At 71.7% G+C, this 23,053-nt stretch carries 22 protein-coding genes; 10 read left to right on the top strand and 12 right to left on the bottom strand.

All coding sequences use genetic code 11. The features are described from left to right. Positions 1-71: 71 nt before the first annotated feature. Both ACGFZA_RS21910 and ACGFZA_RS21905 read right to left on the bottom strand, forming a co-directional pair. On the bottom strand, positions 72-692 hold the full coding sequence (locus tag ACGFZA_RS21910; protein WP_393681222.1) for an ATP/GTP-binding protein: 621 nt from the start codon (positions 690-692) through the stop codon (positions 72-74). Positions 693-901: 209 nt separating this feature from the next. Next, positions 902-2,827, bottom strand: coding sequence for a hypothetical protein (locus ACGFZA_RS21905; RefSeq protein WP_393681220.1), 1,926 nt, complete (start codon positions 2,825-2,827; stop codon positions 902-904). Positions 2,828-2,935: 108 nt separating this feature from the next. On the opposite strand from ACGFZA_RS21905, the gene ACGFZA_RS21900 reads away from it, so the two are divergent. From ACGFZA_RS21900 to ACGFZA_RS21885, 4 genes are all read left to right on the top strand, one after another. Beyond that, positions 2,936-3,988 carry an Lrp/AsnC family transcriptional regulator gene (locus ACGFZA_RS21900; RefSeq protein WP_393681218.1) on the top strand — a complete coding sequence of 351 codons (1,053 nt, stop codon included), beginning with the start codon at positions 2,936-2,938 and terminating at the stop codon, positions 3,986-3,988. A 122-nt stretch (positions 3,989-4,110) separates the two neighbouring features. Then, positions 4,111-4,476 (top strand): ArsR/SmtB family transcription factor, encoded by a 366-nt coding sequence (locus ACGFZA_RS21895; protein ID WP_385273697.1) that lies wholly within the window; start codon positions 4,111-4,113, stop codon positions 4,474-4,476. Beyond that, complete coding sequence (gene mgtA / locus ACGFZA_RS21890; RefSeq protein ID WP_393681215.1) at positions 4,460-7,201, top strand: magnesium-translocating P-type ATPase; 2,742 nt, start codon at positions 4,460-4,462, stop codon at positions 7,199-7,201. The genes ACGFZA_RS21895 and mgtA overlap by 17 nt, the downstream gene beginning before the upstream one ends. Next, complete coding sequence (locus ACGFZA_RS21885) at positions 7,198-7,734, top strand: GNAT family N-acetyltransferase (RefSeq protein WP_385273703.1); 537 nt, start codon at positions 7,198-7,200, stop codon at positions 7,732-7,734. The genes mgtA and ACGFZA_RS21885 overlap by 4 nt, the downstream gene beginning before the upstream one ends. Positions 7,735-7,776: 42 nt before the next feature. Here ACGFZA_RS21885 and ACGFZA_RS21880 read toward each other — a convergent pair whose 3' ends face one another. After that, positions 7,777-9,258, bottom strand: a complete 1,482-nt coding sequence (locus ACGFZA_RS21880; RefSeq protein ID WP_393681212.1) for an LCP family protein — start codon at positions 9,256-9,258, stop codon at positions 7,777-7,779. 194 nt (positions 9,259-9,452) lie between these two features. Between ACGFZA_RS21880 and tatA the strand changes: the two genes are divergently transcribed. Together tatA and ACGFZA_RS21870 are read left to right on the top strand one after the other, a co-directional pair. Further along, positions 9,453-9,656, top strand: coding sequence for a Sec-independent protein translocase subunit TatA (tatA, locus tag ACGFZA_RS21875; protein ID WP_385274015.1), 204 nt, complete (start codon positions 9,453-9,455; stop codon positions 9,654-9,656). Between the two features lie 99 nt (positions 9,657-9,755). Next, on the top strand, positions 9,756-10,331 hold the full coding sequence (locus tag ACGFZA_RS21870) for a TerD family protein (RefSeq protein ID WP_136325850.1): 576 nt from the start codon (positions 9,756-9,758) through the stop codon (positions 10,329-10,331). An 84-nt stretch (positions 10,332-10,415) separates the two neighbouring features. Here ACGFZA_RS21870 and ACGFZA_RS21865 read toward each other — a convergent pair whose 3' ends face one another. Further along, entirely contained in the window at positions 10,416-12,530 is a 2,115-nt protein-coding gene (locus tag ACGFZA_RS21865; RefSeq protein ID WP_393681209.1) for an MMPL family transporter, read from the bottom strand. 82 nt (positions 12,531-12,612) lie between these two features. Here ACGFZA_RS21865 and ACGFZA_RS21860 point away from each other — a divergent pair, with 82 nt between their 5' ends. Continuing rightward, positions 12,613-13,122, top strand: a complete 510-nt coding sequence (locus tag ACGFZA_RS21860; protein ID WP_385273713.1) for a MarR family winged helix-turn-helix transcriptional regulator — start codon at positions 12,613-12,615, stop codon at positions 13,120-13,122. Positions 13,123-13,139: 17 nt separating this feature from the next. Here ACGFZA_RS21860 and ACGFZA_RS21855 read toward each other — a convergent pair whose 3' ends face one another. Genes ACGFZA_RS21855 through ACGFZA_RS21840 form a run of 4 tightly spaced genes read right to left on the bottom strand, consistent with a single transcriptional unit; the run spans position 13,140 to position 17,520 of the window. After that, positions 13,140-13,568 (bottom strand): DUF742 domain-containing protein, encoded by a 429-nt coding sequence (locus tag ACGFZA_RS21855; RefSeq protein WP_385273716.1) that lies wholly within the window; start codon positions 13,566-13,568, stop codon positions 13,140-13,142. 17 nt (positions 13,569-13,585) lie between these two features. Further along, a complete protein-coding gene (locus ACGFZA_RS21850; protein ID WP_393681206.1) occupies positions 13,586-14,023 on the bottom strand; it encodes a roadblock/LC7 domain-containing protein in 438 nt (145 codons plus the stop codon). Then, positions 14,020-16,590 carry a nitrate- and nitrite sensing domain-containing protein gene (locus ACGFZA_RS21845; protein WP_393681204.1) on the bottom strand — a complete coding sequence of 857 codons (2,571 nt, stop codon included), beginning with the start codon at positions 16,588-16,590 and terminating at the stop codon, positions 14,020-14,022. The genes ACGFZA_RS21850 and ACGFZA_RS21845 overlap by 4 nt, the downstream gene beginning before the upstream one ends. Before the next feature lie 51 nt (positions 16,591-16,641). Then, positions 16,642-17,520 (bottom strand): MHYT domain-containing protein, encoded by an 879-nt coding sequence (locus ACGFZA_RS21840; RefSeq protein ID WP_385273725.1) that lies wholly within the window; start codon positions 17,518-17,520, stop codon positions 16,642-16,644. Positions 17,521-17,679: 159 nt separating this feature from the next. Here ACGFZA_RS21840 and ACGFZA_RS21835 point away from each other — a divergent pair, with 159 nt between their 5' ends. Beyond that, a complete protein-coding gene (locus ACGFZA_RS21835) occupies positions 17,680-18,279 on the top strand; it encodes a class I SAM-dependent methyltransferase (RefSeq protein WP_385273728.1) in 600 nt (199 codons plus the stop codon). 43 nt (positions 18,280-18,322) lie between these two features. Here the strand turns inward: ACGFZA_RS21835 and ACGFZA_RS21830 are convergent, their stop codons facing one another. Next, positions 18,323-19,225, bottom strand: a complete 903-nt coding sequence (locus tag ACGFZA_RS21830; RefSeq protein WP_385274018.1) for an oxygenase MpaB family protein — start codon at positions 19,223-19,225, stop codon at positions 18,323-18,325. Between the two features lie 141 nt (positions 19,226-19,366). On the opposite strand from ACGFZA_RS21830, the gene ACGFZA_RS21825 reads away from it, so the two are divergent. Together ACGFZA_RS21825 and ACGFZA_RS21820 are read left to right on the top strand one after the other, a co-directional pair. Next, positions 19,367-19,675, top strand: a complete 309-nt coding sequence (locus tag ACGFZA_RS21825; protein WP_393681201.1) for a hypothetical protein — start codon at positions 19,367-19,369, stop codon at positions 19,673-19,675. A gap of 125 nt (positions 19,676-19,800) precedes the next feature. Next, positions 19,801-20,898: a hypothetical protein gene (locus tag ACGFZA_RS21820; protein ID WP_393681199.1), complete on the top strand. Its 1,098-nt coding sequence runs from the start codon at positions 19,801-19,803 to the stop codon at positions 20,896-20,898. A 76-nt stretch (positions 20,899-20,974) separates the two neighbouring features. Here ACGFZA_RS21820 and ACGFZA_RS21815 read toward each other — a convergent pair whose 3' ends face one another. The 3 genes from ACGFZA_RS21815 to ACGFZA_RS21805 form a co-directional block, all read right to left on the bottom strand. Next, entirely contained in the window at positions 20,975-21,517 is a 543-nt protein-coding gene (locus ACGFZA_RS21815; protein ID WP_385273736.1) for an MOSC domain-containing protein, read from the bottom strand. Positions 21,518-21,532: 15 nt separating this feature from the next. After that, entirely contained in the window at positions 21,533-21,715 is a 183-nt protein-coding gene (locus ACGFZA_RS21810; protein ID WP_385273739.1) for a hypothetical protein, read from the bottom strand. A gap of 100 nt (positions 21,716-21,815) precedes the next feature. Beyond that, a complete protein-coding gene (locus ACGFZA_RS21805; protein ID WP_393681196.1) occupies positions 21,816-22,880 on the bottom strand; it encodes a fatty acid desaturase family protein in 1,065 nt (354 codons plus the stop codon). Positions 22,881-23,053 lie beyond the last annotated feature (173 nt).

The raw sequence follows: 23,053 nt of genomic DNA, 5'->3' as shown, positions 1-23,053 counted from the left end.
CCTTACGCACCGGTCACGTACGGGCAAGCACCCCGCTGCGCAACAGCGCGGCGGGATCCGGCCATGCCGACTCAGCCCACCGAGTCGAGGAGCCGTGCGGTGTGCATCCGGCCCGCGTACTCGACCATCCGGATCAGGACCTCCTTGCCCGAGTCCCGGTCTCTGGCGTCGCACAGCACCACGGGCGTTCCGGGGTCGAGATCGAGGGCACGTGACACATCCTGTTCGCCGTACGAACGTGCCGCCGCGAAGCAGTTGACCGCGACGACGAACGGGATGCGGCGGTGCTCGAAGTAGTCGACCGCCGGAAAGCAGTCCTCCAGCCGACGGGTGTCCGCCAGCACGACCGCACCCAGCGCGCCCTGGGAGAGCTCGTCCCAGAGGAACCAGAACCTGTCCTGCCCCGGCGTACCGAACAGGTACAGGGAGAGTCCGGACCGGATGGTGATGCGCCCGAAGTCCATGGCGACCGTGGTGGTGGTCTTCTGAGTGACGCCTTCGGTGTCGTCGACGGACTGCCCAGCCTCACTGAGGAGTTCTTCCGTGCGCAGGGGCCGGATCTCGCTCACCGCACCGACGAGCGTCGTCTTGCCCACTCCGAATCCTCCCGCGACCAGGATCTTCAGGGCCAAGGCGTCGGCCGGAGCGGCTCCGGCGCTCTCGTCCCGCGTGCTGTCGTGCTCGGTCGACATCGATCACTTCTCTCACCAGTGAGTCTCAAGATGTCGAATGCGCAGGTCAGAGCCATCTTGAGGGGTCTCGGATTCAGTGAATCATCGGCAGGCGTACGGCGACAGCATGGCAAACCAGGGGCCGACCGGGGGGGTGCGATCACTATTTTGAGGATGTGACTGTTTCGGGCCGCTCCGCGCCCGGAACGGCACGAATTCCGGTGCGATTGTCAGCCATTCGATTGTTCTTGGCCGATTACCAGGTGCAGCCCTTCCCTGGCGCCGTGTTCCTGCTCCCGTCGCAGTTGCTCCTCACCCAGCAGGGAGCACAGCCTCTCCCACCGCCGAGTGTGACGCTGCGCCGCTCCGACCGGGACCGGACCGTTCGCCGGCGCATGCGGTCCCGACCGCGCCGAGGCGCCCAGCAGGCGTGCCGCGGCACGGTGATTCCCGAGGCCGAGCTCGATGTCGGCGACGAGTTCGGCCGCGACCGCGGCGGACCGGTCGTCGCGCAGACCGAGCATGAGGCGGACGGCCTGCGCCGCGTAACGACGGGCACGGAGGGGATCGCCCTCCCACCGGCTGATCTCCGCCAGTACGAAACGGGTCCACGCGTCGGCCTGGGTGTCGGGGGCGGTCGGGGTCCATTCCGCCGAGTCGGCGAGGACGTCCATGGCCGCTTCGGGCTCGGACTGGACAAGGGCCAGCGCGAGCAGCGCCACGGTCATCCCCCTGCCCGGCCCGAACGCCGGGTTCCGCGGCAGGAGTTCCAGCGCCTCGGCGAACTCCGTGGCCGCCTCGTCCGCCTCACCGGCCCACAGGCGCGCGATGCCTCTGACCTGGGCGAGCTGCCCGATGCAGGTGCTGTCGCCGTCCCGCACGGCAAGGGGCCACGCCTCGGCCAGTACCGGGTCAGCCGCCTCCAGTTCGCCTTGGCACACCATGAGGTACGCGAGCAGCCACAGCGCCCTCGCCGGGCGTGGTCCGAGCACCGCGTCGAGAGCCCGCTCCAGATGCTCCCGCCCTTCCGGCCCTCGGCCACCTGTGATCCAGAGGAACCACAGCGAGACGGCGATGCCCGACGCGGTCTCCGCCTCCGCCGCCGGCGACAGCGGGGCGGTGCCGGGGTTCATCGCGGCGTCCAGGTCCGGGCGGGCCGAAAGCGCCAGTTCCTGCGCCTGGCGGTGCCGCCCCGCCCGCCACAGGACGGCCGCTTCGCCGGCCACCGCGGCGTAGTGGCGCCGGTGGTGCAGGACGACCGCCCACCGCTCACCCCCTGCGTCGAGCCGGGCCCTGCCGACCCTCCGGGCGGCGGCCGGCATCCGGTAGCGGCCCTCGACGTCCGTCAGCAGCAGGCACGGAGCCAGTCGGTCGAGAGCGGCCGGTACAGCGGCGACAGGCAGCGCCCCGGAAGCACAGACGGCCTGCACGGCGGAAAGGTCGAATCGCCCCTCGAACACGGAGAGCCGCTCCCAGAGCAGCCGTTCGTCGGGGCCGCACGACAGGTACAGGTTCCGTGCATCCGCCAGGGGGCCGTGGGCGGCGGGCGAGGCCAGCGGATCCTCCAGCACGGCCTCCAGGCTCTCCTCGCCCAGGCGGGACGCCGCATGCCGTATCGCCCCCGGAATCGCGTCCAGCCGATCGCACAGGTCCGCCACCCGATCCCGCCGGGCGGCCGCCTCCGGCCCGTCGACCGCCCGGAGCCGCGGCGGCTGCTCGCCCGCGGCGGCGGCCTCCTCGGTGAACATCCGCAGCGCTTCGGGGGCGTCCAGCGGCCCGAGCAGCAGACCCGCCTCGCCTGCCAGATACAGCCGGCGCCGCGCGGTGGCCAGGAGGGAAATGCCACGGAACTCGTTGAGCAGCCCCACGATCTCGGTCCTGGCGTGGGGCCCGAGGTGTTCGCAGTCGTCCACCACCACGAGCGCGTCGTCAAGATCCAGGCCACCCAGCCGGCGGGCTGTCGATCCGAGGCCCGCACCGGCCGGCGCGCCGGCGGGCGATATCCAGATGACCTGTCGGCCCATCAGGAGTTCGGCCTCGGCCGCCCGGTGCGCCAGCCACGACTTCCCGATCCCGGGCGGGCCGTGCACCGTGACCAGCCGTTCCCCCGTCAGAAGCGCGCCCAGGCTTTGTATTTCCTGGTCCCTGCCCACCATGTACACCGTCCTCCTCATCCCGACGATCAAGCTCACACATGCTCGTGGCATAGTCCGATGAAGCCAGTCGATTTCCGCCGCCAGCCGGTGAATCCGCCAGGAAGACACGTGCCGCGCAGCGAATACGCCCTCACCGAAGCCGACCGTGCGGTGATCCATGCACTGCAGATCGCTCCCCGGGCCGACTGGAGCAGGCTCGCGCCGGTTCTCCGGAGCCGGCCGGACACGCTGGCTCGGCGCTGGGCCAGGATCACCGCCGCAGGAACCGCCTGGTGCGGGACGCTCGGACTGCACACCGGGGAGACACCGCCCTGCCTGGCCTGGATCGAGGTGCTCTGCACCGGCGGACGGAGCCAGGTGCGCTCCGCCCTGCTCACCGAGGATCCGCATGTCCTTTCGGTGTTCGAGACGACCGGCGACCGCGCCATGCTCCTGTTCGTCGCCTTCCCCGATCTGTCGATGCTCGACGAGCACCTCTCCACCCGGTTGTCACGGCTCCCGGGGGTGACCGGCACCCGGACTCATCTCGTCACCGCGGTCCACCGGTCCGGCCCCCGGTGGCGGCTCGACCGGCTGACCCCCGCTCAGACCCACCGTCTGATCGATCTGCCCGGGCGTCCGCGTGAACCGGGTGCCGGTGCGGTCCCTTCGCTCAGGCCCGAGGACCGTCGGCTGGTGCTCGCCCTGGCGGAGGATTCACGGCTTTCCGTGGCCGAGCTGGCCAGGCGGCAGGGCGGGAGCGAGTCGGCCACGCGCCGCCGGCTCATCCGGCTGGAGAGCAGTGGCACCCTCACCCACCACTGCCGGCCGGCTCCGCTCTACTCCGGCTGGCCCGTCTCGGTCGTGATGTGGGCGGACTCGCCGACGGCCGACCTCACGGCCGTTCCGCCCATCGTCCACCTCCGCGAGACGGTCGAGTTCATGTCGATCACCGGGCCGCACAACCTCGCGATCGCCCTCACCCTGCGCTCGCTCGAAGATCTGCCGGCCTGCGCGTCCACGCTGATGCGGCGAATGCCGGGGCTCAGGATCGCGGACTCGTTCGTCGTCCTGCGCTGTCACAAGTTCGCCGCGCAGGTGCTCGGCCCGGACGGCCGCAGGACCCGCACCGTCCCGCCGGACATCTGGAGCCGTCCGGTTCCGCTGCCGACCGGGCTCTGACCTCTCGGCCCCGGCTCCGGCCCCGGCGGTACGGCCCGAGTGGCCCGGGGGCCTCCGCCCGTGGCGCCTACACTGGTCGTCTCGGGTGCGAGGAGTCGGCCCACGCGGACGGGAGTACAGAAGTGTCGACAGGTGCCGACGGCGGTTTCGAGGACCCGCCCGCGGACGTGCTGGCCCAGGCGGCTGCCGCCTTCGGGCTCCTGGCGACCCCGGCCCGGCTGCACATCGTCTGGGCGCTGGCCCAGGGCGAGAGTGATGTGACGGGCCTGGCGGACCGGGTCGGCGGCACACTCCCCTCGGTCAGCCAGCATCTGACGAAACTGAAGCTCGCCGGTCTTGTCCGGTCCCGGCGCGAGGGCCGTCGGCAGGTCTACCTGGTCGATGATCCCGATGTCGTGACCGTGGTACGGCTGATGGTCGGCCAGCTCGCGGAGCGGGCGGGTCATCCGGCCGCGCAGTCCGTGCGTCTTCGTGAACTCGGTGCCTGAGAAGGCTGCCGCCGCGGGGTCCGGAGGAACCGGTGAGCGGTCGGCCGTCGTCGTGCGGATGCCCGGTACCGGCTCCGCGCCCGATACGGGTAGCGGCCCCGTTTCCGATGCCGTACGGCCGTCGTCGACGCCGACCTCGCTCCAGGTCCTGCGCTCGCTGGACAGCGGACCGCGGGGGCTGCTGGAGCCGGAGGCGCAGGAGCGGCTGAACCGGTTCGGCGAGAACACCCTCCCCGCCCGGCGCCCGGTTCCCTGGCCGAGGCGTTTCCTGCGGACGCTGCGCGACCCCTTCACCTCGGTACTGCTGTGCCTGGGGCTGGTCTCGGCCGTGACGAGTGCGTGGGGTACGGCCGCCGTGACCTCGGTGCTCGTCGTCGTCAGCTGTATGCTGCGTTCCACCGAGGAGCACCGGGCCGACCGGGCGACGGCCGCGCTGCGCGAGCTGGTGGCGACGACTGCCACGGTGCTGCGCCGCAGCGGCCCGGATGCGGTGGCGCAGGCCCGCGAAGTGCCCGTTGCGGAGCTCGTCCCGGGCGATGTGATCCGGCTCGCTCCGGGCGATCTCGTACCCGCCGATGTGCAACTGCTGCGGGCGAGCGGTCTCACCGTCCACCAGTCGGCCCTCACCGGGGAGTCCGCTCCGGTCGTCAAGCATCCCGTCGACAGCGGGGGCCTGCGAGCGACCGGGCCCGGGCCGCAGAACGAGCCCGACGACCCGGAGGGCGACTTCGCGGAGCGCCGGCTGTGTTTCCAGGGCAGCAGTGTGGTCTCGGGCAGTGGCACGGCGGTGGTGGTCGCCACCGGCGCCGACACCCGGTTCGCCGCCGCCTACGACCGGTCGGCGCGCCGCCGTGGTGCGAGCGCGTTCGACCGCTCCGTGCAGGGGATCTCCTGGACGCTGATCCGCTTCATGCTGCTCACTCCGCCACTGGTCCTGATGGCCAACGCCGCGCTGCGCGGACGCGGTCTGGAGACCCTGCCGTTCGCGGTCGCGGTCGCGGTGGGGCTGACGCCCGAGATGCTGCCGGTCATCGTCACCACGGCGCTGGCGCGGGGCGCCTCGCTGCTCGCCCGGGACCACGCGGTGATCGTGAAGCGGCTGCCCGCGCTGCACGACCTGGGCGCGATCGATGTGCTGTGTCTGGACAAGACCGGCACTCTCACCCAGGACCGGCCGGTCGTCGACCGGGCACTCGACCCGGCGGGAGGGCCCGATCCCCGGGTGCTGCACTGGGCGGCCGTCAATGCGCTGTGGACGCTGCAGCTCGCAGATCTCCCGGTACCGGACGCGCTCGACGAGGCCGTGCTGGACGCCTGGGACCAACAGGACGGACCGGACGCACCGCCCCTCACCCCTGCCGAGTACGACGCGGTGGCCGTGCTGCCCTTCGATCCGGTGCGCCGGCTCTCCACGGCGGTCATCCGTGCCCCGGGCCGCTTCGGCACCCACGTACTGGTGACGAAGGGGGCGGCGGAGGCCGTCCTGGAGCGGTGCGCGCTGGACCCGGAGGAACGGGCCCGGCTGGGCGCTCTGGCGGCGCGCGAGGCGGCCGGCGGTCTGCGGCTGCTCGCCGTGGCCCGGACCGAGCGGCCCGCCCGGCTCGGCCCGTACACACCGGCCGACGAGCGCGGACTGGTGTTCCTCGGGTTCGTGACCCTGCGGGACGCGCTCACGCCGAGCGCGGCCGGCGCCCTGGCCGTGCTGGCACGGCGGGGAGTCACGGTGAAGGTCCTGACGGGCGACCACCCGGGCACCGCCGCCCGCGCCTGCCGGGACCTCGGCCTGGCCCCGGGGCGCGTCGTCTGCGCCGAGGAGATCGACGCCCTGTCCGCCGGACGGCTCGCCGACATCGCCGGCGGGACGACCGTCTTCGCCCGCTGCACGCCTGCGCACAAGGCCCGGATCGTCGACGCGCTGCGTACCTCGGGGTACACCACCGGCTTTCTCGGCGACGGTGTCAACGACCTCCCGGCGCTGCGCGCAGCCGATGTGGGTATCTGTCCGCGCAACGCGGTGGACGTGACGCGGGAGACCGCTGACGTGGTCCTCGCCGAGAAGGACCTCGGCGCCATCGACCACGCGATCACGGCGGGCCGCCGCAGCAGCGGCAACATCGCCACGTATCTGCGCATCACGCTCTCGTCGAACCTCGGCAACGTCCTCGCGATGCTCGCTGCCGGTCTCCTGCTGCCCTTCCTCCCCATGCTGCCGGCGCAGGTGCTCGTGCAGAACCTGTGCTTCGACGCGGCGCAGCTCGCTTTCGCCTTCGACCGTCCCGCGTCCTCGGTGCTGCGGCGCCCGACGGTGCTGCGCCCCAGGGACTTCCTCCGATTCATCACAGGTTTCGGGCTGCTGAACGCCGCCGCGGACCTGGCCACGTTCGGCGTGCTCGCCCTGGCCCTGCACGGCTCGCCCGCGGACGGCCAGGCGGCCTTCCACTCCGGATGGTTCACCGAGAACCTCCTCACCCAGGCGCTGGTGATGCTGCTCCTGCGCACCGGGCGGCGGACCGCGCAGGGGCGCCGGGGCGGGCCCCTGCGGGCAGCGGCGGCCGGTCTGGCGGTCGTCGGCGTGCTCCTGCCGCTCACCGCGCTCGGCCCGCTGCTGGGCATGACCGCGCTGCCGCCGCTCTATTACCTGTTGCTCGCCACCGTCCTCGCGCTGTACGCATGCGCTCTCGGCTGGGCGCGCAACCGCTACGAAAGGAACCGGAGGAACTCATGACGACGGTGAGCACCGGCCACCCGCGTGACGGGTCCGCCCTCGGCCGGCCGATCCGGGTACGCCGGGCGACGCTCGCCGATGTCGGGGAGCTGGTGCGGATGCGCGCCCTGATGCTGACCGACATGGGGATGGACACCGGGGACGATCACGCACCCTGGCGGGCGGACGCGGCTCGGTGGTTCACGGACCGGATGCCCCGGCTCGACGAGTTCGCGGCGTTCCTCGTCGAGGATCCGGAGCTGGGTGTGGTGGCGTGCGCGGTGGGGGCGTGCGACGCGCATGCGCCGAGCCCCGCCAATCCGTCCGGTCTGCACGGGCACGTGTCCAATGTGAGCACCGATCCGCGGCGGCGCCGGCTCGGGTATGCCCGAGCCTGTGTGGACGCGCTGCTGACCTGGTTCCGCCAGGAGACGCGTGTGACGGTCGTCGGTCTGAACGCCACGGGCGACGGGGCCGGGCTGTACGAGTCGTTCGGCTTCGCCCCGCCCCCGCACCCCTCGTTGCAGCTGCGGACGGCCCGGCCACAGGCCTGAGCCGTCCGCAGCGTCCCGGTCCGTGCGGGTACCGCGCCCGCTTCATCCGTACGAGAGGTCGCTGCACGGATCGTCGTCGGCCGAGCGCGCCCCGTCCGCGACGGCGGACGGCACGGTGTCGGGGGTCGGTGACGCGGGGGCGGGGGAGGGATGGTCGGCGTAGTCACGGCCCACGATCACCTGGATTCCGGGCTCGCCGGACTCCGTGGTCCGCGCGCCGCCGAAGAGCCGGGCCGTGGTTCGGGCCTCGTCCCCGAGGCCGGGTCCGTAGGTGACGACGGTGCCGGTCTGGTCCTGTGAGTTCGCGGTGGCCGTGCCGGTGACGGTGAATCCATGGGTACGCAGCAGTTCGGCGGCCCGGGCCGCGAGCCCGGTCACCGTGGTGCCGTTGTACACGGCCACGTCGATGCCCTCGCCCGAGACGGGGCCGGTGGGCGAGGGTGCCGCAGCGGGCGTGGCTCCCTTGTCCCGGGACGTGCCCGCCGCGTCCTGGCCGTCGATCGTCCGGTCGGCCTTCAGGGCCGCCCACAGCGCATCGGCCTCCGGTTCCACGATGGCGACGCGGGCTCCCTCGTAGCGCCAGGGAACGGTGACGAACTTGGTGTTGTGGAGATCGATGTTCTTCATCGACATGGCGAACGACAGCAGCTTGTCGGCCGAGCCGAGGCCCGGATCGACGGTCATCGCGTCGGTCGCCGCATTGGCCAGCGGGAGCAGGGTGGTGGGGTTCAGGCCTCGGGACTTCACCTTCTTGACGAGGGAGCCGACGAATGCCTGCTGCCTCTTGATCCGGCCTATGTCGGAGCCGTCGCCGATGCCGTGGCGGATGCGTACGTAGTCGAGAGCACGCTGTCCGGAGACCGTCTGGGGCCCCTTGCCGAAGACCAGCTCGCCGCGGGTGGGGCGCTTGGGGTTCAGGTCCCGCTGATAGATGTCCTGCGGAAGGCAGACGGGTACTCCGCCGACGGCCGAGGTCAGAGACGAGAACCCGGCGAAGTCGACCACGACGGTGTGGTCGACGCGCAGGCCGGTGAGGTGCTCGACGGTGTTCTGGGTGCAGGCCGGATTGCCTTCCGCGGTCTCCCCCACCGAGAACGCCCCGTTGAACATGACGTGCTGCTGAGGAGCCGTCCAGTCCCCGCCGGGCTCCTTGCAGGCCGGGATGTCGACCAGCGAGTCGCGGGGGATGGAGACGGCGACGGCGTGCTTGTGGTCGGCGTAGACGTGCAGCAGGAACGCGGTGTCCGAGCGGCCGACCTCGCCCGTCCCGCCACCGAGTCCGCTGTTGGCGCCCGACCGGGAGTCCGAGCCGATGACGAGGACGTTCTGTCCCGCGGACGTGTCGGGCGGCCGGTCACCGGAGATCCCGTCGGCACTGAACGTGTCGATGCTGCCGGTGAGCTTGAGGTATCCCCAGCCGACTCCGGCGACCAGCAGGACGAGGAAGGACAGCCCGATCAGTGCCGTCCGCTGCAGGCGGCCTCCCCTACTGCCGCCGGCCGCCCCCTTGTGACTGCCTGTCATCGATCACCCCGTTCGTCCGGCTGCCATGGAGGAGGACTGACTTCGGCCTCGCATGGTTGTACAGTTGCGCAATGTAGCAAGTGTTGAGGTCCACGTGGATCAACGGCCCCGTCCATCGTCGGTCCGATCCCCTGTCCGCAAACGCCTGCTGGAAACATTGACCGGAAGACACCTCAAGAAAGGGCGTGACGCACATGCTGCGCAACGGCCTCGAACCCTGGCACCTGTTGGTCGTGGCGATCGTCGTGCTGGCGCTGTTCGGCTCGAAGAAGCTGCCGGACACCGCCCGCGCCCTGGGCAAATCCATGCGGATCCTGAAGAGTGAGACCAGGGCCATGAAGGAGGACGCTCCCGTGCGGACCGACGGGGACCCCCTCGACCGCCCCAGCACTTCATGACCTGCGCAACCAGGGAACCATAGGGGAAGGGCCGCCGTCCTCTTCGGTGGCGGCCGAAGGAACGCTGATCAACGATCACCGGATCATTGGAGGAAGTTCATGGGTGTGACCCTGGCCAAGGGCGGCAACGTCTCCCTTTCGAAGGAGGCGCCCGGCCTGACCGCGGTGACGGTGGGCCTGGGCTGGGACGTACGGACGACGACGGGCGCCGATCACGACCTCGACGCCAGCGCGCTGCTGTGCTCGGACGCCGGCAAGGTCCTCTCGGACCAGCACTTCGTCTTCTACAACAACCTCAACAGCCCGGACGGTTCCGTCCAGCACACCGGTGACAACCTGACCGGCGAGGGCGAGGGCGACGACGAGTCCATCAACGTGGACCTGGCGGGCGTCCCCGCGAACGTCGCGAAGATCGTCTTCCCCGTCTCCATCCATGACGCGCAGAGCCGGGGACAGAGTTTCGGCCAGGTGCGCAACGCCTTCATCCGCGTGGTGAACCGGGCCAACGGCGTGGAGCTCGCCCGCTACGACCTCAGCGAGGACGCCTCGACGGAGACCGCGATGGTGTTCGGCGAGTTGTACCGGCACGGTGCGGAGTGGAAGTTCCGCGCGGTGGGCCAGGGTTACGCCTCCGGGCTGGCCGGAATCGCGTCGGACTACGGCGTCAACGTCTGACCGTCGGGCAACGGCGTCCCGCAGCACTCCCGGGCCTGGTGCCCGCCCCGGATCTCCGGGGCGGGCACCAGGCCCGGCTCTGCGTCACCCGGCTCCGCCGGCCCGCCCCGCTCCGGCCGGGATCCGGCTGATCCTGCTCGGCCACCACGCCTTGGGGCCGATGTCCACGACCAGGGCCGGGGCCAGGAGTGACCGCACCACCAGGGTGTCCAGCAGCACACCGAAGGCCACGATGAAGGCGATCTGGGCGAGGAACGCCAGAGGGATGACGATGAGCGCCGCGAAGGTGGCGGCGAGCACCACCCCGGCCGACGTGATGACCCCGCCCGTGCTGACCAGTCCCCGCAGCACTCCCTGCCGGGCCCCGTGCTCCATCGCCTCTTCCCGGACCCGTGACATCAGGAAGATGTTGTAGTCGACGCCGAGTGCCACCAGGAAGACGAATCCGTACAGCGGTACGGACGCGTCGGTGCCGCTGAATCCCAGGACGTGCTCGAAGACCAGCGACGACACCCCGAGCGTCGCGAGGAAGTTGAGGCCCACGGTGGCCACCAGGAGGACGGGGACCAGCACCGACCTCAGCAGCCCCATCAGGATCAGCAGAATGATCACGAGCACCACCGGCACGATGATGCCGCGGTCACGTTCGGCGGTCGTCTGCGTGTCGTACTGCTGCGCCGTGTAGCCGCCGACGAGCGCGTCGGCTCCCGCGACGCCGTGCACGGCGGTACGCAGGCGCTGGACCGTCGCCTTGGCCGCGTCGCTGTCCGCGGCGTCGTCCAGGGTCGCGTCGATGCGCACCCGGCCGTCGACGACCAGGGGCGGTCCCCCTCCCGGGGCGCCGGACGCGGTGACGGGTGCGGCGGAGGCGACACCGGGGGTTCCCGCGGCCGCGGCGGTCACCGCGTCGACGCGGTCGGCCGACGCGATGACGACGGCCGGGTTACCTGAGCCGCCGGGGAAGTGTCTGCCCAGCGTGGCCTGGGCCGAGACGGACGGGGCGTCGTTCACGAAGATCTCGTCCAGGGGCACGCCCTGCGACTTGAGCGTGGGTGCGAACGCCGCGCAGGCGACGAGGACCAGGGTGGTGGAGACCCACACCTTGCGCGGGGAGCGGTCGACGCGGGCGGCGACCCGTCGCCAGATACCCCGCCCGCCGGACTCCTCGTCCGCCGGACGCGGCCTGGCCGGCCAGTAGGCGGCCCGTCCGCACAGGACCAGCACCGCGGGCAGGAACGTCAGCGTGCTCAGCACCGCGCAGACGATACCGATGGCTCCCACCGGCCCCAGGGCCCGGTTGTTCGTCAGATCACTGAGCAGCAGGGCGAGGAGGCCCAGTGCCACGGTGGCGGCGCTCGCGGTGATCGCGCCGAAGGAGCGGCGCACGGCGGCGAGGGCCGCCACCGTCCGGTCGCCGTGCCGGGCGAGTTCCTCCCGGAAGCGGGCGGTCAGGAGCAGTGCGTAGTCGGTGGCCGCCCCGATCACCAGAATCGACAGGATGCCCTGGACCTGCCCGTCCACCCGGACGACGTCGTGGTCCGCGAGGACGTACACGACGGCACAGGCGAGACCGAGGGCGAAGACGGCACCGAGGATGATCAGGAAGGGCAGGAGCAGACTGCGGTAGACGAGCAGGAGAATCACCAGCACGGCGGCCAGGGCCACGCCCAGGAGCAGTCCGTCGATCCCCGCGAACGCGTCCTTGAGGTCGGCCTGGCTTGCCGCGGGCCCGGCGATCTCCGCCGTCGTGCCCGGCACGGAATCCGCCGCGACGCGCACCCGGTCGAGGGTGTCCGGCAGCGCGTCGCCGAGGTCCGGGCGCAGCTGCACGACGCCGGAAAGCGCCTCACCGTCCTCGGAGGGCTGCACGCCCGAGGGAGTGCCCACCACACCGGGCTGCCCGGCCAGGGAGGCGAGCGCCCGGGTGGCGGCGTCCTGTGCCCCGGCGGGGATCTTGCCCGCCCGGCCGGTCCACACGACGATCGCGGGAACGGTCCCCGACTTCTGGAACGTCTTCTGCGCCTCGGACACCTTCGTGGACTCGGCACTGCGCGGCAGGAAGGCCGCCTGGTCGTTCGTGGCCACCTCACCGAGCTTTCCGGCAAAGGGACCCAGTGTCCCTCCGATGCCGAGCCAGACGACGAGCAGGGCTACGGGCACCAGCCATCGGACGATGCGGTGCCGCGGTGCGGGCTTCATTGCTTCCCCATGGGTCGACGCGCGACGGATTATCTCTCGGCCATTGATTATCTCAATGAATGAGAGATATTACTCTGGGGGTATGCGCACCGCAGACGGAGGCCCGGACACAGGCAGGAACGACGGCCCCACGGGGCTCCAGTCGTTCGCTGTGCTGCTGCGCCGGATGAACAGCGAGTTCAATCGCATCAGCCATGAGTTCGCCCAGGCCCAGGGGCTCCACCCGACCGATGTGCAGGCACTGATCGCCATCCTGGACGCCGATCACGGCGAAGAGGGATCGGTCATGACCCCGGGACGGCTGCGTGAGCAACTGGATCTGACGTCCGGTGCGGTGACGGCGTGTCTGGACCGGCTGGAACGCGCGGGTCACATCCACCGCGTCAGGGACGGCGGCGACCGCCGGGTGGTGCGTCTGCACTACGCCACCGCGGCGAAACTGGTCGCCCGCGACTTCTTCCAGCCGCTGGCCGCCGGTACCGACGTGGCCCGAGCGCAGTTCGACGAGGGCGAACTGCGCGTCGTCGTGCGCTTCCTGGAGGCCATGAACGACGAGCTGGCACAGTTGCGCGGCCGCGAGCGGCGCCCCTGAGGGCCGGCCCCTCCCGGTCAGAGCGCCCGCAGGCCGTTGATCACCTCACGGAGGATGCGTTCATCGGGGAGCTGGGCGGGGGGCACCGGGCGGCTGACCGTCACGTACCCCGATTCGAGCAGGTCGCCGAGCAGTACCCGCACCACCCCGACCGGCAGGTCCGCATCGGCCGAGAGCTCGGCCACCGACTGTGTCTCGGTGCGGCACAGGGTCAGCAGCGTCCGGTGCTCCGGCCCCAGCAGGGCGTCCTCGGAGCTCCCGGACACCGTGTCGTCCAAGGTGACGAGCGCGATCAGATCGAAGCGTGCACCGCCGGGGCCCGGCTCGGTCCGGCCGCCGGTCATGGCGTAGGGGCGGACGAGCGGGCCCGCCTCGGCGTCGTACCACTGGCTGCCCGGCAGCTCGTACGGGTCGGGGGCCTCCAGGCCCTGGTCTGTCCTGGACACGGCTCTCCCAGCCCCCGTCAGCCGGCTGCCGACGGGTGCTCGGCGAAGCGCGCCGGGGTGCGCAGGTGCTCACCGACCCGCTTGACGAGGCGGGCCATCTCGTAGGCGACCAGGCCGATGTCGGCGAACGCCGTGCTGAGCACGGCGAGGCACGACCCCTCCCCCGCGGCGGCGACGAACAGGAACCCGTCGTCCATCTCGACCATGGTCTGACGCACCTCTCCCGCCCGGAAATGCCGCCCCGCCCCCTTGGCGAGGCTGTGGAAGCCGGAGGCCACCGCGGCCAGATGCTCGGCGTCCTCACGGCTCAGGGCGCTGGACGCGCCGACCGCCAGTCCGTCGCCGGAGAGCACGACCGCGTGCCGGACCTCACCGACCCGGGTCACCAGATCGTCCAGCAGCCAGTCGAGTTCGCCGGACCGGCGGCGCACTCCGGTCCTCTCGTTCGCGATCATGCGGGGTCTCCTTCGCTGAGCGGGCTGGGTTCGGTGGTACTCGGGACTGCTGACGGGGCCCCCGGGGCGGCACCGCCGCCGCGTACCCAGCCGGACCGGTAGGCGGTCATGCGGTCCCTGGCCTGCTCGGGGGTGCGTCGCGCCGTCGTGTCCTCGGCCGCTCCGCCGGCCCGCGGCGGTTCGGGCCGCGGATCCTCGCGCAGCTGCGGCACGAGGCTGGCCTGCCGCACCCGGCGGGGCAGGGCCTCCTCCTCGGCCTCCTCACCGGCCGGTGGCCGCGGGTCCGGTCGGGTCCCGTCCCTGCCCTCGGCCCGGCGGGGACGCAGCGAGGTCACCTGGGCGGCGGGGCCCGTACGGGATTCCAGCGCCGGTACCGCGACGGGCGCGGGAAAGGCCGTGTTCTGGGGCCGTACGGCACGGGGGCCCGGTCCGAACGAGGAGCGTTCGGCCACGTCCTCGCGCTCGACGGAGGCCTTCTGCGGCGCCGCCGGTTCCTCGGCCGGCGGCAGCGCCGTCTGCAGCAGCGCCGTCGGCAGCAGGACCACCGCCGTCGTGCCTCCGTACGGCGAGGTGCGGAGCTGGACCCTGATCCGGTGCCGTACGGCGAGCCGGCTGACGACGAACAGGCCGAGGCGGTCGCTGTCGAACAGGTCGAGCGCCTCCGCCTGCTCGATGCGGCGGTTGGCCTCGCCGAGCAGTTCCGCGCCCATGCCGAGTCCTCGGTCCTCGATCTCCAGTGCGTAACCGTTGCCCACGGGTTCGCCGGTGATGCGCACCTTGGTGTGCGGGGGCGAGAACTGGGCGGCGTTCTCGACCAGTTCGGCGAGCAGGTGGGTGAGGTCGGCGACAGCCGTGCCCTTCACCGCCGCGTCGGGCAGCCTGCTGACCTCCACCCGGGCGTAGTCCTCGATCTCGGAGACGGCCGCGCGCACGACGTTGGTCAGCGACACGGGCATCCGCCAGGCCCGGCCGGGGGCCGCGCCGGAAAGGATGATCAGGCTCTCGGCGTGCCTGCGCATGCGGGTCGTGAGGTGGTCGAGCCGGAAGAGGTCGCTCAGCTCGTCGGGATCGTCGGCGCGGCGCTCCATGCTGTCGAGGAGGTTGAGCTGGCGGTGGACCAGCACCTGACTGCGCCGGGCGAGGTTGACGAAGACGCCGGAGATCCCGTCCGCGAGCTCGGCCCGTTCGACCGCTGCGCTGAGGGCGGCCCGGTGGACCGTGCCGAGGGCCTCGCCGACCTGGCCGATCTCGTCCTGGGAGGCGAGGCCCGGCGGAGCCTCGGCCCTGATGTCGAGCTCTTCGCCCGCGCGCAGTCGCTGCATGGCCAGGGGCAGCTTGCGCCGGGCGATCTCCAGGGCGCTGTTGCGGAGGCTGACGAGTTCCACGACGAGCGCGCGCCCGATGCGTACGGAGATCACCAGCGACGCGGCCACGGCCACGCACCCGAAGATCACGGCGGCTCCGGACGGGCTGAGCAGTCCGTGGGTGAGGGGGTCCGCGCGGTCGGCGGCCCGCTCCCCGGCGCCGGAGCCGATGCTGCGCAGGGCTCCGCGGACGTCCTCGGCGGTGTGCTGCCAGTCGGCGGCGGGTACGGCTCGGGCGGCGTCGGGGCCGGGAGCGGCTGCGAGCACCTTGTCCTCGGCCGCCTGGACGGCGCGGTAGGCGGGGCGGGCGGTGAACTCCCGCCAAGCGGTGCGTTCGGTGGCGGGCAGGTCGACGCCGGCGCTCTCGGTGAGGCTGCGCCGGGTGTCGACCGCGCCGGTGAACAGCCGCAGGGGACGGCCCTTGAGGGTGCCGACGCGTGCGGCGGTGGCCAGCAGGGCGTCCTCACGGGCCAGCATCTCGTCGCCGCGGGCGAGTTCGAGCAGGACGCGGGCGTCGGAGCCGAGGGAGTCGTCCTGGATGCCGGTGAGGGCTCCGGAGACGGCGAAGGCGGCGCTGACAGCCGAGGTGTAGCGGTCGTAGACGGCGTCTTCGTCGGCCCCGGCACCCTTCCGGGCCCCCTGGTCCGCACGCAGGTCCTGGGCGAGTCCCAGGAAGTCGTCGAGCCGGCCGGCGACTCCGTCGGGCAGATCGCCGGTGTCGGCGATGGTGTGGCCGTCGTCGAGACGCAGTGCGTCGAGGGTGGTGTCGGTGCGCCCGGTGCGCTCCTTCAGCGCGGAGGCGTGTGCGCCGCTGGGGTCGACGGCCTGGAGCATGGCCGCCTTTCGTTCGCTCTGGAGAGCCGCGACAGCGGCGGCGACCGGCGCCCTGACCTCGTCGTCGACGCGCTGCAACTGCCGCAGCCGGGCCACGTCCTGGGCCGTGGACACGGTGGCGAAGCCCCAGAGCGCGAGCAGGGAGACGACGGGCAGCATGAGCAGCGAGATGATCTTCGCGCGCACGGTCCTGGGACGCAGCGTCCAACGTCCGCGCGGGGCGGATATGTCGTACGCGGGCAGCGGGCCGTCGTGTTCGGCGCTCTCGTCGGCCGGCGGTCCCGCGTGCGCGCGACGGCCTCGTGCCTGCGGAGGGGCGGACCGGGCGTCGGAGGCACCGGGGTCCGGGGTCGTGCGGGGTGGGCGCATGGCCTCCTCGTTCCGGGTCGGGGCTGGGTGGGTGGCGGGCCGGACCGCTCGTCAGCCGGTGCCGGCGGGTGAACCTGCGCCGACGGGTGGCGCATCGGAGCTGTGGGATGCCTGCCGGGTCCGCAGGTCCCGGCCGCGCCCCGCCAGTGCCGCCGGTGCGGCGTCGGCAGGGTTCCGCCCGCGCCCCGCGTGGACGTACGCGGCATGTTCCGGCGCAGTCGGGGAAAGGGCCACGAACGCGGAGGTGAGGAAGAGGTAGGAGCCGAGTCCGACGGCGAGGGGGAAGATGAACTGCATCGCGGTGGCCCCGCGCAACGGGGCTCCCGAGGGCGTCACCTGCACGGTCACGGCCAGCATCCCGGTGTAGTGCATGCTGCTGACCGCCGCTCCCATGACGAGTGAGGCAAGTGCCACGGCGCGCGTGGACTTGATGTTGAGCGCGGCCCAGAGTGCGGCTGTCGCGGCGATGACCGCGATGACGACGGAGAGGACGACCCTCAGCGGGTCGTAGTGGATGGTGCCGTGCAGCCGGAGTGCCGCCATGCCGAGGTAGTGCATGCTGGCGACGCCGAGCCCGGTGGCGAAACCGCCGAGCAGCAGTGCCCTCGTCCTGTCCCTGCTGTAGCCGACGGCGAAGACGCCGCCGCCGACCACCACCATGGCGCCGAGAAGGCTGAGTAGGGTCAGCGGCACGTTGTAACGGATGTCGGTGCCGTACACGCCGAAGCCGAGCATCGCGACGAAGTGCATGGTCCAGATGCCCGAGCCGATGGCCGATGCGGCCGTGATCAGCCAGTTGCGGCGCGAGCGCCCGGTCGTGTCGAGCGCGCGCACGGTGCAGCTCAGGCCGAGCGCGGCGCCGATGCAGGCCATCGCGTACGACAGCAGAGGTGTCAGCCAGCCGAAGGTGGCGTGGTCCAGGTGTCCCATGACTCGGGGACGCTAGTCGTGCCGGGGCGCGCGCCCGGGGCGCATTCGAAAGCTGCCGAAATATGACAGAGAGATGTTCCCCAACGATCGCAGCGTGGTCGAACGTGCACATCGATTCACGACGTTTCGTTCGGTCACCCACTGGGCGATCATGTCTGCATGGCCGATGACCACACACACGTCCAGGAGTTCTTCACCGCTCGCGCCGCGAACTGGGACGCCCGGTTTCCCGACGACGGTCCGGCCTTCGCCGACGCTGTCGCCGCGCTGGGGCTCCGCCCCGGCGATGCCGTGCTGGACGCGGGTTGTGGGACGGGCCGGGCGATGCCGGCTCTGCGAGCGGCGGTCGGACCCCGGGGTACCGTGCTGGGCGCCGACCTCACGGCGGCCATGCTGGAGTCGGCGGCGCGCGCGGGGCGCGGCAGCAGCGGGCTGCTGGTCCAGGCCGACGCGGCCCGGCTCCCGCTGCGGTCGCGCTCCCTGGACGTGGTGTTCGCGGCCGGGCTGATCTCGCACCTGGACCGGCCCGGTCCCGGCCTGGCCGAGCTGGCCCGGGTGGTGCGGGCCGGCGGCCTGCTGGCGTTGTTCCACCCCATCGGCCGGGCGGCGCTGGCCGCGCGCCACGGCCGGCAGATCACGGACGGCGATCTGCGGGCCGAGCCGAACCTGGGACCGCTGCTGGCCCGTTCGGGCTGGCGCCTCACCTCGTACGTCGATGAGGACAGCCGGTTCCTCGCCCTGGCCGAACGGACCGGGTGATCGCCCCGGACGGCTCAGCCGGCGGGGCGCCTTCGCTGCCGGATCACCCGGCCTGCGGATCGCGGCTGCGAAGGTGCGGGACCGGGCAGCCCGCGACGCCCGGTGTGGGGAACGTACCGAGCGCGGCCACCTCGTATCCGCCCGGGTATCCCTTGATCTCCGGGTTCTGCCGGGCGTAGTGCGGCTTGTTGCGCGGCGGCAGCAGACGGACCGCGCGCGCTCGCAGCCGCAGGGCGCCGCGGGTGAGTGAGCGCGCTGCGGTGCTCGGCCGTTCGTAACGGAAGGCCCGCAGCAGCGAGTCGTCGAGGAGCGCGAGGCTCGCGCCGCGCACGATCGGCGCGAGGGGGCGCGGGTACCAGGAGGCCATCAGGTCCAGCGTCGCGTCCGACACGGAGCGCGCCCCCTCGTCCCAGCCGAAGTGCGCGTCCTCGTAGGTGTCGAGGGTGCGCTCGAAGTCCTCGTACGTCTGCGGCAGGTCCTTGATCCCCATGTGGGCGCCCAGGGTGCGGTAGTAGGCCGCACACGCGCGCAGTTCGTGGTCGGACAGCCGGCGCCAGCCGTAGACGTCGAGCCACCGCTTCGGCGTGACGACGAAGGTGCACAGCACATAGCGCATGTCGTCGTTGCTGATGTCGAAGCTGTTGTGCATCCGGTTGATCCGGCGGATGGCCGTACGTCCCGGGTCACTGTCGAAGCCGTGCTCGACGACCGTGTCCAGGAGCAGCGCGGTGTCGTCGTACCGCTTCTGCGAACGGTTCGTCAGCTCGGCGGTCTCCGCAAGCAGCCGGCCGATGGAAGGGACGGCATAGGTGCGGTACAGGGCCAGTTCGAGGGCGCGTGCGATGTCCCAGGGGAACTCGTACGTCGCTGTGATCCGGTAGATTTCCAGGAAGTCCCGCTCCGGATCGAGGTGTTGGATGTCCTTCAGCCGGTCGTAACGCCGCACCGCACCGTCCCCCTTGTCCAGGTCGAGTGTCCCAGCGTACGTGCGGGGGCAGGACGGTGAGTACATACGGAGCACCGGGACGGCACCGTACGCGCGGCAGCCGGTGATCCACGCGCACGCACCGACGAGAGGCGGTCCCCCATGGCCAGAATGTTCGGACTCCTGCGCAGAGCCGTGGCCCCCGGGCAGAGGAACGGTCCGTCGGCCACGGCCACGCGGACGCCGGAGCGACGGCAGCACAACCTCTTCGAGGCGGCCGCCACGTTCGTCGCGGCGTCGGCGGACGACGACCAGGACCGGATGGACGAGGCGAGCGGCTGGGTGTCGCCGGAGGCGCTCTCCTTCGGCGTGGGTGAGCTCGCGTGCCGGGCCGTCATCGCGCTCGCCCGCGAGCGCGACGAGTCGCCCGAGACGGTGGCCCGAACGCTGCTCGGCCTCGCGGACGGCTGAGCGGAAGCCTCTGGTTCGCCGCCGAACACCGCGTCCGGCCTTGTCAGGGCCTCGACGTGCGGGTTACCCACTGGTTAAGGTGCGCCGACGACAAGCATGACGGAAGAGCGGAAGAGGAGGGTGCAGTGGCCGGGACGGACAACACAGTCGCCGACGACGACGCACTGTACGTGCTGACTGCGGTCCTGCTGACCCCTGCGCAGTTCCCGAGCGTCCTCGGCGACGACTACCCGGCAGCCTGCGCGGCGCTGGGTCTGGAGCCGTACGCCGAGGGATACGGGCTGGTCCTGGGCCAGGACTCCGACGGGGCACGGTGGACCGTGGTCGTCGACGACGTCTCCCTGGTGGCCGTGGCGATAGCGTCCTGGGACTGCGGGATGGAGTACGACCTGTCGCCGGACGACCGCTCGGTGGTCTGTGCGCTGCCCGGCTGGCCGCTCGCCGTGGCGGTCGCCGCTCCGGGGGTGGCCGCCCCGCACGATCCCGCGCCCGACCCGGATGCGGACGGGGAGGACCTGTCACCCCTGTCCCCGCCCGACACCGATGTGTGGGGGCCCGCCCAGCGACGGCTGGGCGCCGACGCGATCGCACTTCAGTGGGCTGTCTGGCGGGAACAGATCGACGACGCGACGGCCTTCGCGCCGACGGGTGGCGACGACGCGACGGGCGCGGACACGAGCGCCGAGGCCGGCACGGGCGTCGGTCCGGAAGCCGGTCCGGGCACCGGCGGACACGCCGGTGCCGGGGCCGCTTCCGACGCGGACACGCACTCCGCGTCCGGGGCCGGCGCGCAGGAGCCCGGCTCCGAGGCCGACTCCGAGACGGAGCCCGGTTCCAGCTCCAGCTCCGGGGAGAGTGATGCCGGCTCCGAGGAGACGGCCGGGGCCGGCGACGATGCCGGGGCCGAAGCTGTGCCCGCGGGGCCGGCTGACCAGGACACGCCCCTTTCCCGGACGCATCCCGGCGTCCGGCGGGCCCTGGCCGACGCCCACGCCTATCTCGACACCCCGCCGCCCCCCGGCCGTATCCGCTCGTCCTTCGCCCCCGGCGACGCCCGGATGATCCGGGCCGACGGCCCCGGCTGGTCCATGGTCGCCAGGACCGACGACATCGCCTTCATGCTGCTGGACGAGGTGCCCGGGGAAATCATGACCGTGGGGCGCGGTACGGAGCTCCCCAAGCTGCTCAGGGCTCTGGACGCGATAGCCGTCCGACCGTCCTGACCTCGACGGAAGGCTGGTCCGCTGCGCGCGGGAGCCCCGGGGTCCTCCGGCCCCGGGGCTCCCGCGCGTCAGGCTGTCAGACCTGCGCCAGCGGCCGGTGGGGCTCCGCGGGGAGCTCGACCTTGACCGGGTCGCCGGGCCGGACCTCGCCGCCCATGATGACGACGCTCATGACCCCGGCCTTGCGGACGATGTTGCCCGCCTCGTCCCGCCCGACGACCTGCTTGAGCAGTCCGCCCTGGAAGTTGTCGATCTGGAGGCACGGGTTGCGCAGCCCCGTCACCTCGACGACGGCCTCGTCGCCGAGATGGAGCAGGGTGCCGACGGGAAGGGCCAGCAGATCGACACCACTGGTGGTGATGTTCTCCCCGAGGTCGCCGGGGGCGACCTCGAAGCCCGCCTCACGCAGATCGGCGAACAGCTCTTCGTGGATGAGATGGACCTGACGCAGATTCGGACGGGTGGGATCCTGCGCGACCCTGGAGCGGTGTTTGACCGTCACCCCCGCGTGGACGTCCCCTTCCACACCAAGCCCGGCCAGTAGCGTCACGCTGTCCCGGTTCGGCTTGGTGAAGCTGTACGTCTCGTTACTGCTTACGACGGTGACTGTCCCGCTCACTGCGCAGGTCCCCTCTCAGCGGCCTATTTCCTTACGCGTGATCCTACGGAGCCTGCGCCGCTGCCCCGGATCCAAGGCCAGGTACGCGATCGCGGGAACGCCGATGAGCACCAGCAGTGACAGCCAGAACCCGATGAACGGCATCAGGACGACTGCGACGACAACTCCCCCGATGGCGATCTTTGCAGTGTTCGACATCGTCCACGCCTCCTTCGCGGCCCTGGGCCGCTCCTGCTGTGAGAACGCCTGCGGGCGCCGATCGGTTCCAGCTGCCCCGGACGCGTCCGGGCCGGCGGCTTCAGCCGGCCGCTGCAGCCGGTTCCCGCAGGGGGGCGCCGACCTCGTGCATGTGCTCCAGCGCCTGCCGGTAGGACTCGATCAGCCCGGTCTCGGCGTACGGCATGCCGAGGGCCGCGCAGTGGGCCTTGACCAGGGGCTGGGCGAGGCGCAGATGCGGTCGCGGCATGCTCGGGAAGAGATGGTGCTCGATCTGGTAGTTCAGCCCGCCGAGGAACCAGTCGGTGAGGACGGCGCCGCGCACGTTGCGCGAGGTGAGCACCTGCCGCTGCAGGTGCCCCCAGCGGTCCCCGTCCGGATCGGGCATCTCCATGCCCTTGTGGTTCGGGGCGAAGGCCATGCCCAGGTGCAGTCCGAAGAGCGCATGGTGCACGAGAGCGAAGACGACGGCCTTTCCGGGCGACATGACCGTGAGCAGCAAGGCGGCGTAGATACCGAGGTGGGCGACCAGCAGCAGGGCGGACAGGGCCCGCTCCCTGACGGGCTGCTGCCGCAGGTACTGGAAGCCGGAGATCTTCAGGGCGATGCCTTCGAGGAGCAGCATCGGGAAGAACAGCCGGGCCTGGTTGCGGGTGAGCCAGCGGGCGAAGCCCTCGCGCTGCGCCGCCTGCTTCTGGGTCCAGACGAGGGCGCCGACGCCGACGTCCGGATCCTTGTCGATGTGGTTCGGGTTGGCGTGGTGGCGTACGTGCTTGTCGTTCCACCACGCCTCGTTCATGCCGAGCAGGAGGTTGGCGTGGACCAGGCCGATCGTCCGGCTCACCCGCCGGTCACCGGTTATCTGGGCATGACCGGCGTCGTGCCCGACGAAGGCGGTACGGGACCAGATGACGGCCAGGGGCAGGGTGAGCAGGAGGGCCCACCAGGTGTTCCCGAGGAGGACCAGTGCGGTGACCACCGCGCCCAGTGCGAGCAGATTGGCGGCGATGCCTGCCGCGTACCAGCCGGTGCGCCGTTCGAGGAGTCCCTGCCCCCGGACGGCCCGCAGCAGTGGCGCGAAGTCACTTCCTGTACTTCCGGCACTGTCGCGGATCGGTTCCACGACAGCGGTTGCGGCCTGAGGCATGATGTCTCCGGTCTTATAGGTGCGCTGACCTGATGAAACGTACGGCTCGCAGATGTATGGCAGCCATGGAGCCACCACCCGGGGTCTCCTGGTGCCAACCCCCTGATTCCGACCGGGGGCTGGCACCACCTGGAAGACATAAGAGACATTTGAGAGTGATGCGAATCACGCAC

The sequence above is a fragment of the Streptomyces sp. NPDC048211 genome, assembly GCF_043202315.1.
Classification (GTDB): domain Bacteria; phylum Actinomycetota; class Actinomycetes; order Streptomycetales; family Streptomycetaceae; genus Streptomyces.
The sequence above is the reverse complement of the archived record's forward strand: the minus strand, read 5'-3'. Positions and strand labels throughout refer to the sequence as shown.

Excerpts from the sequence above, each read along its gene's own strand:
- ACGFZA_RS21810 (WP_385273739.1), bottom strand. The coding sequence starts at position 21,715 with ATGTCGAACACTGCAAAGATCGCCATCGGGGGAGTTGTCGTCGCAGTC.
- ACGFZA_RS21885 (WP_385273703.1), top strand. The coding sequence starts at position 7,198 with ATGACGACGGTGAGCACCGGCCACCCGCGTGACGGGTCCGCCCTCGGC.
- ACGFZA_RS21840 (WP_385273725.1), bottom strand. The coding sequence starts at position 17,520 with ATGGGACACCTGGACCACGCCACCTTCGGCTGGCTGACACCTCTGCTG.
- tatA (WP_385274015.1), top strand. The coding sequence starts at position 9,453 with ATGCTGCGCAACGGCCTCGAACCCTGGCACCTGTTGGTCGTGGCGATC.
- ACGFZA_RS21835 (WP_385273728.1), top strand. The coding sequence starts at position 17,680 with ATGGCCGATGACCACACACACGTCCAGGAGTTCTTCACCGCTCGCGCC.
- ACGFZA_RS21825 (WP_393681201.1), top strand. The coding sequence starts at position 19,367 with ATGGCCAGAATGTTCGGACTCCTGCGCAGAGCCGTGGCCCCCGGGCAG.
- ACGFZA_RS21850 (WP_393681206.1), bottom strand. The coding sequence starts at position 14,023 with ATGATCGCGAACGAGAGGACCGGAGTGCGCCGCCGGTCCGGCGAACTC.
- ACGFZA_RS21910 (WP_393681222.1), bottom strand. The coding sequence starts at position 692 with ATGTCGACCGAGCACGACAGCACGCGGGACGAGAGCGCCGGAGCCGCT.
- ACGFZA_RS21905 (WP_393681220.1), bottom strand. The coding sequence starts at position 2,827 with ATGGTGGGCAGGGACCAGGAAATACAAAGCCTGGGCGCGCTTCTGACG.
- ACGFZA_RS21860 (WP_385273713.1), top strand. The coding sequence starts at position 12,613 with ATGCGCACCGCAGACGGAGGCCCGGACACAGGCAGGAACGACGGCCCC.
- ACGFZA_RS21870 (WP_136325850.1), top strand. The coding sequence starts at position 9,756 with ATGGGTGTGACCCTGGCCAAGGGCGGCAACGTCTCCCTTTCGAAGGAG.
- ACGFZA_RS21805 (WP_393681196.1), bottom strand. The coding sequence starts at position 22,880 with ATGCCTCAGGCCGCAACCGCTGTCGTGGAACCGATCCGCGACAGTGCC.
- ACGFZA_RS21880 (WP_393681212.1), bottom strand. The coding sequence starts at position 9,258 with ATGACAGGCAGTCACAAGGGGGCGGCCGGCGGCAGTAGGGGAGGCCGC.
- ACGFZA_RS21845 (WP_393681204.1), bottom strand. The coding sequence starts at position 16,590 with ATGCGCCCACCCCGCACGACCCCGGACCCCGGTGCCTCCGACGCCCGG.
- ACGFZA_RS21865 (WP_393681209.1), bottom strand. The coding sequence starts at position 12,530 with ATGAAGCCCGCACCGCGGCACCGCATCGTCCGATGGCTGGTGCCCGTA.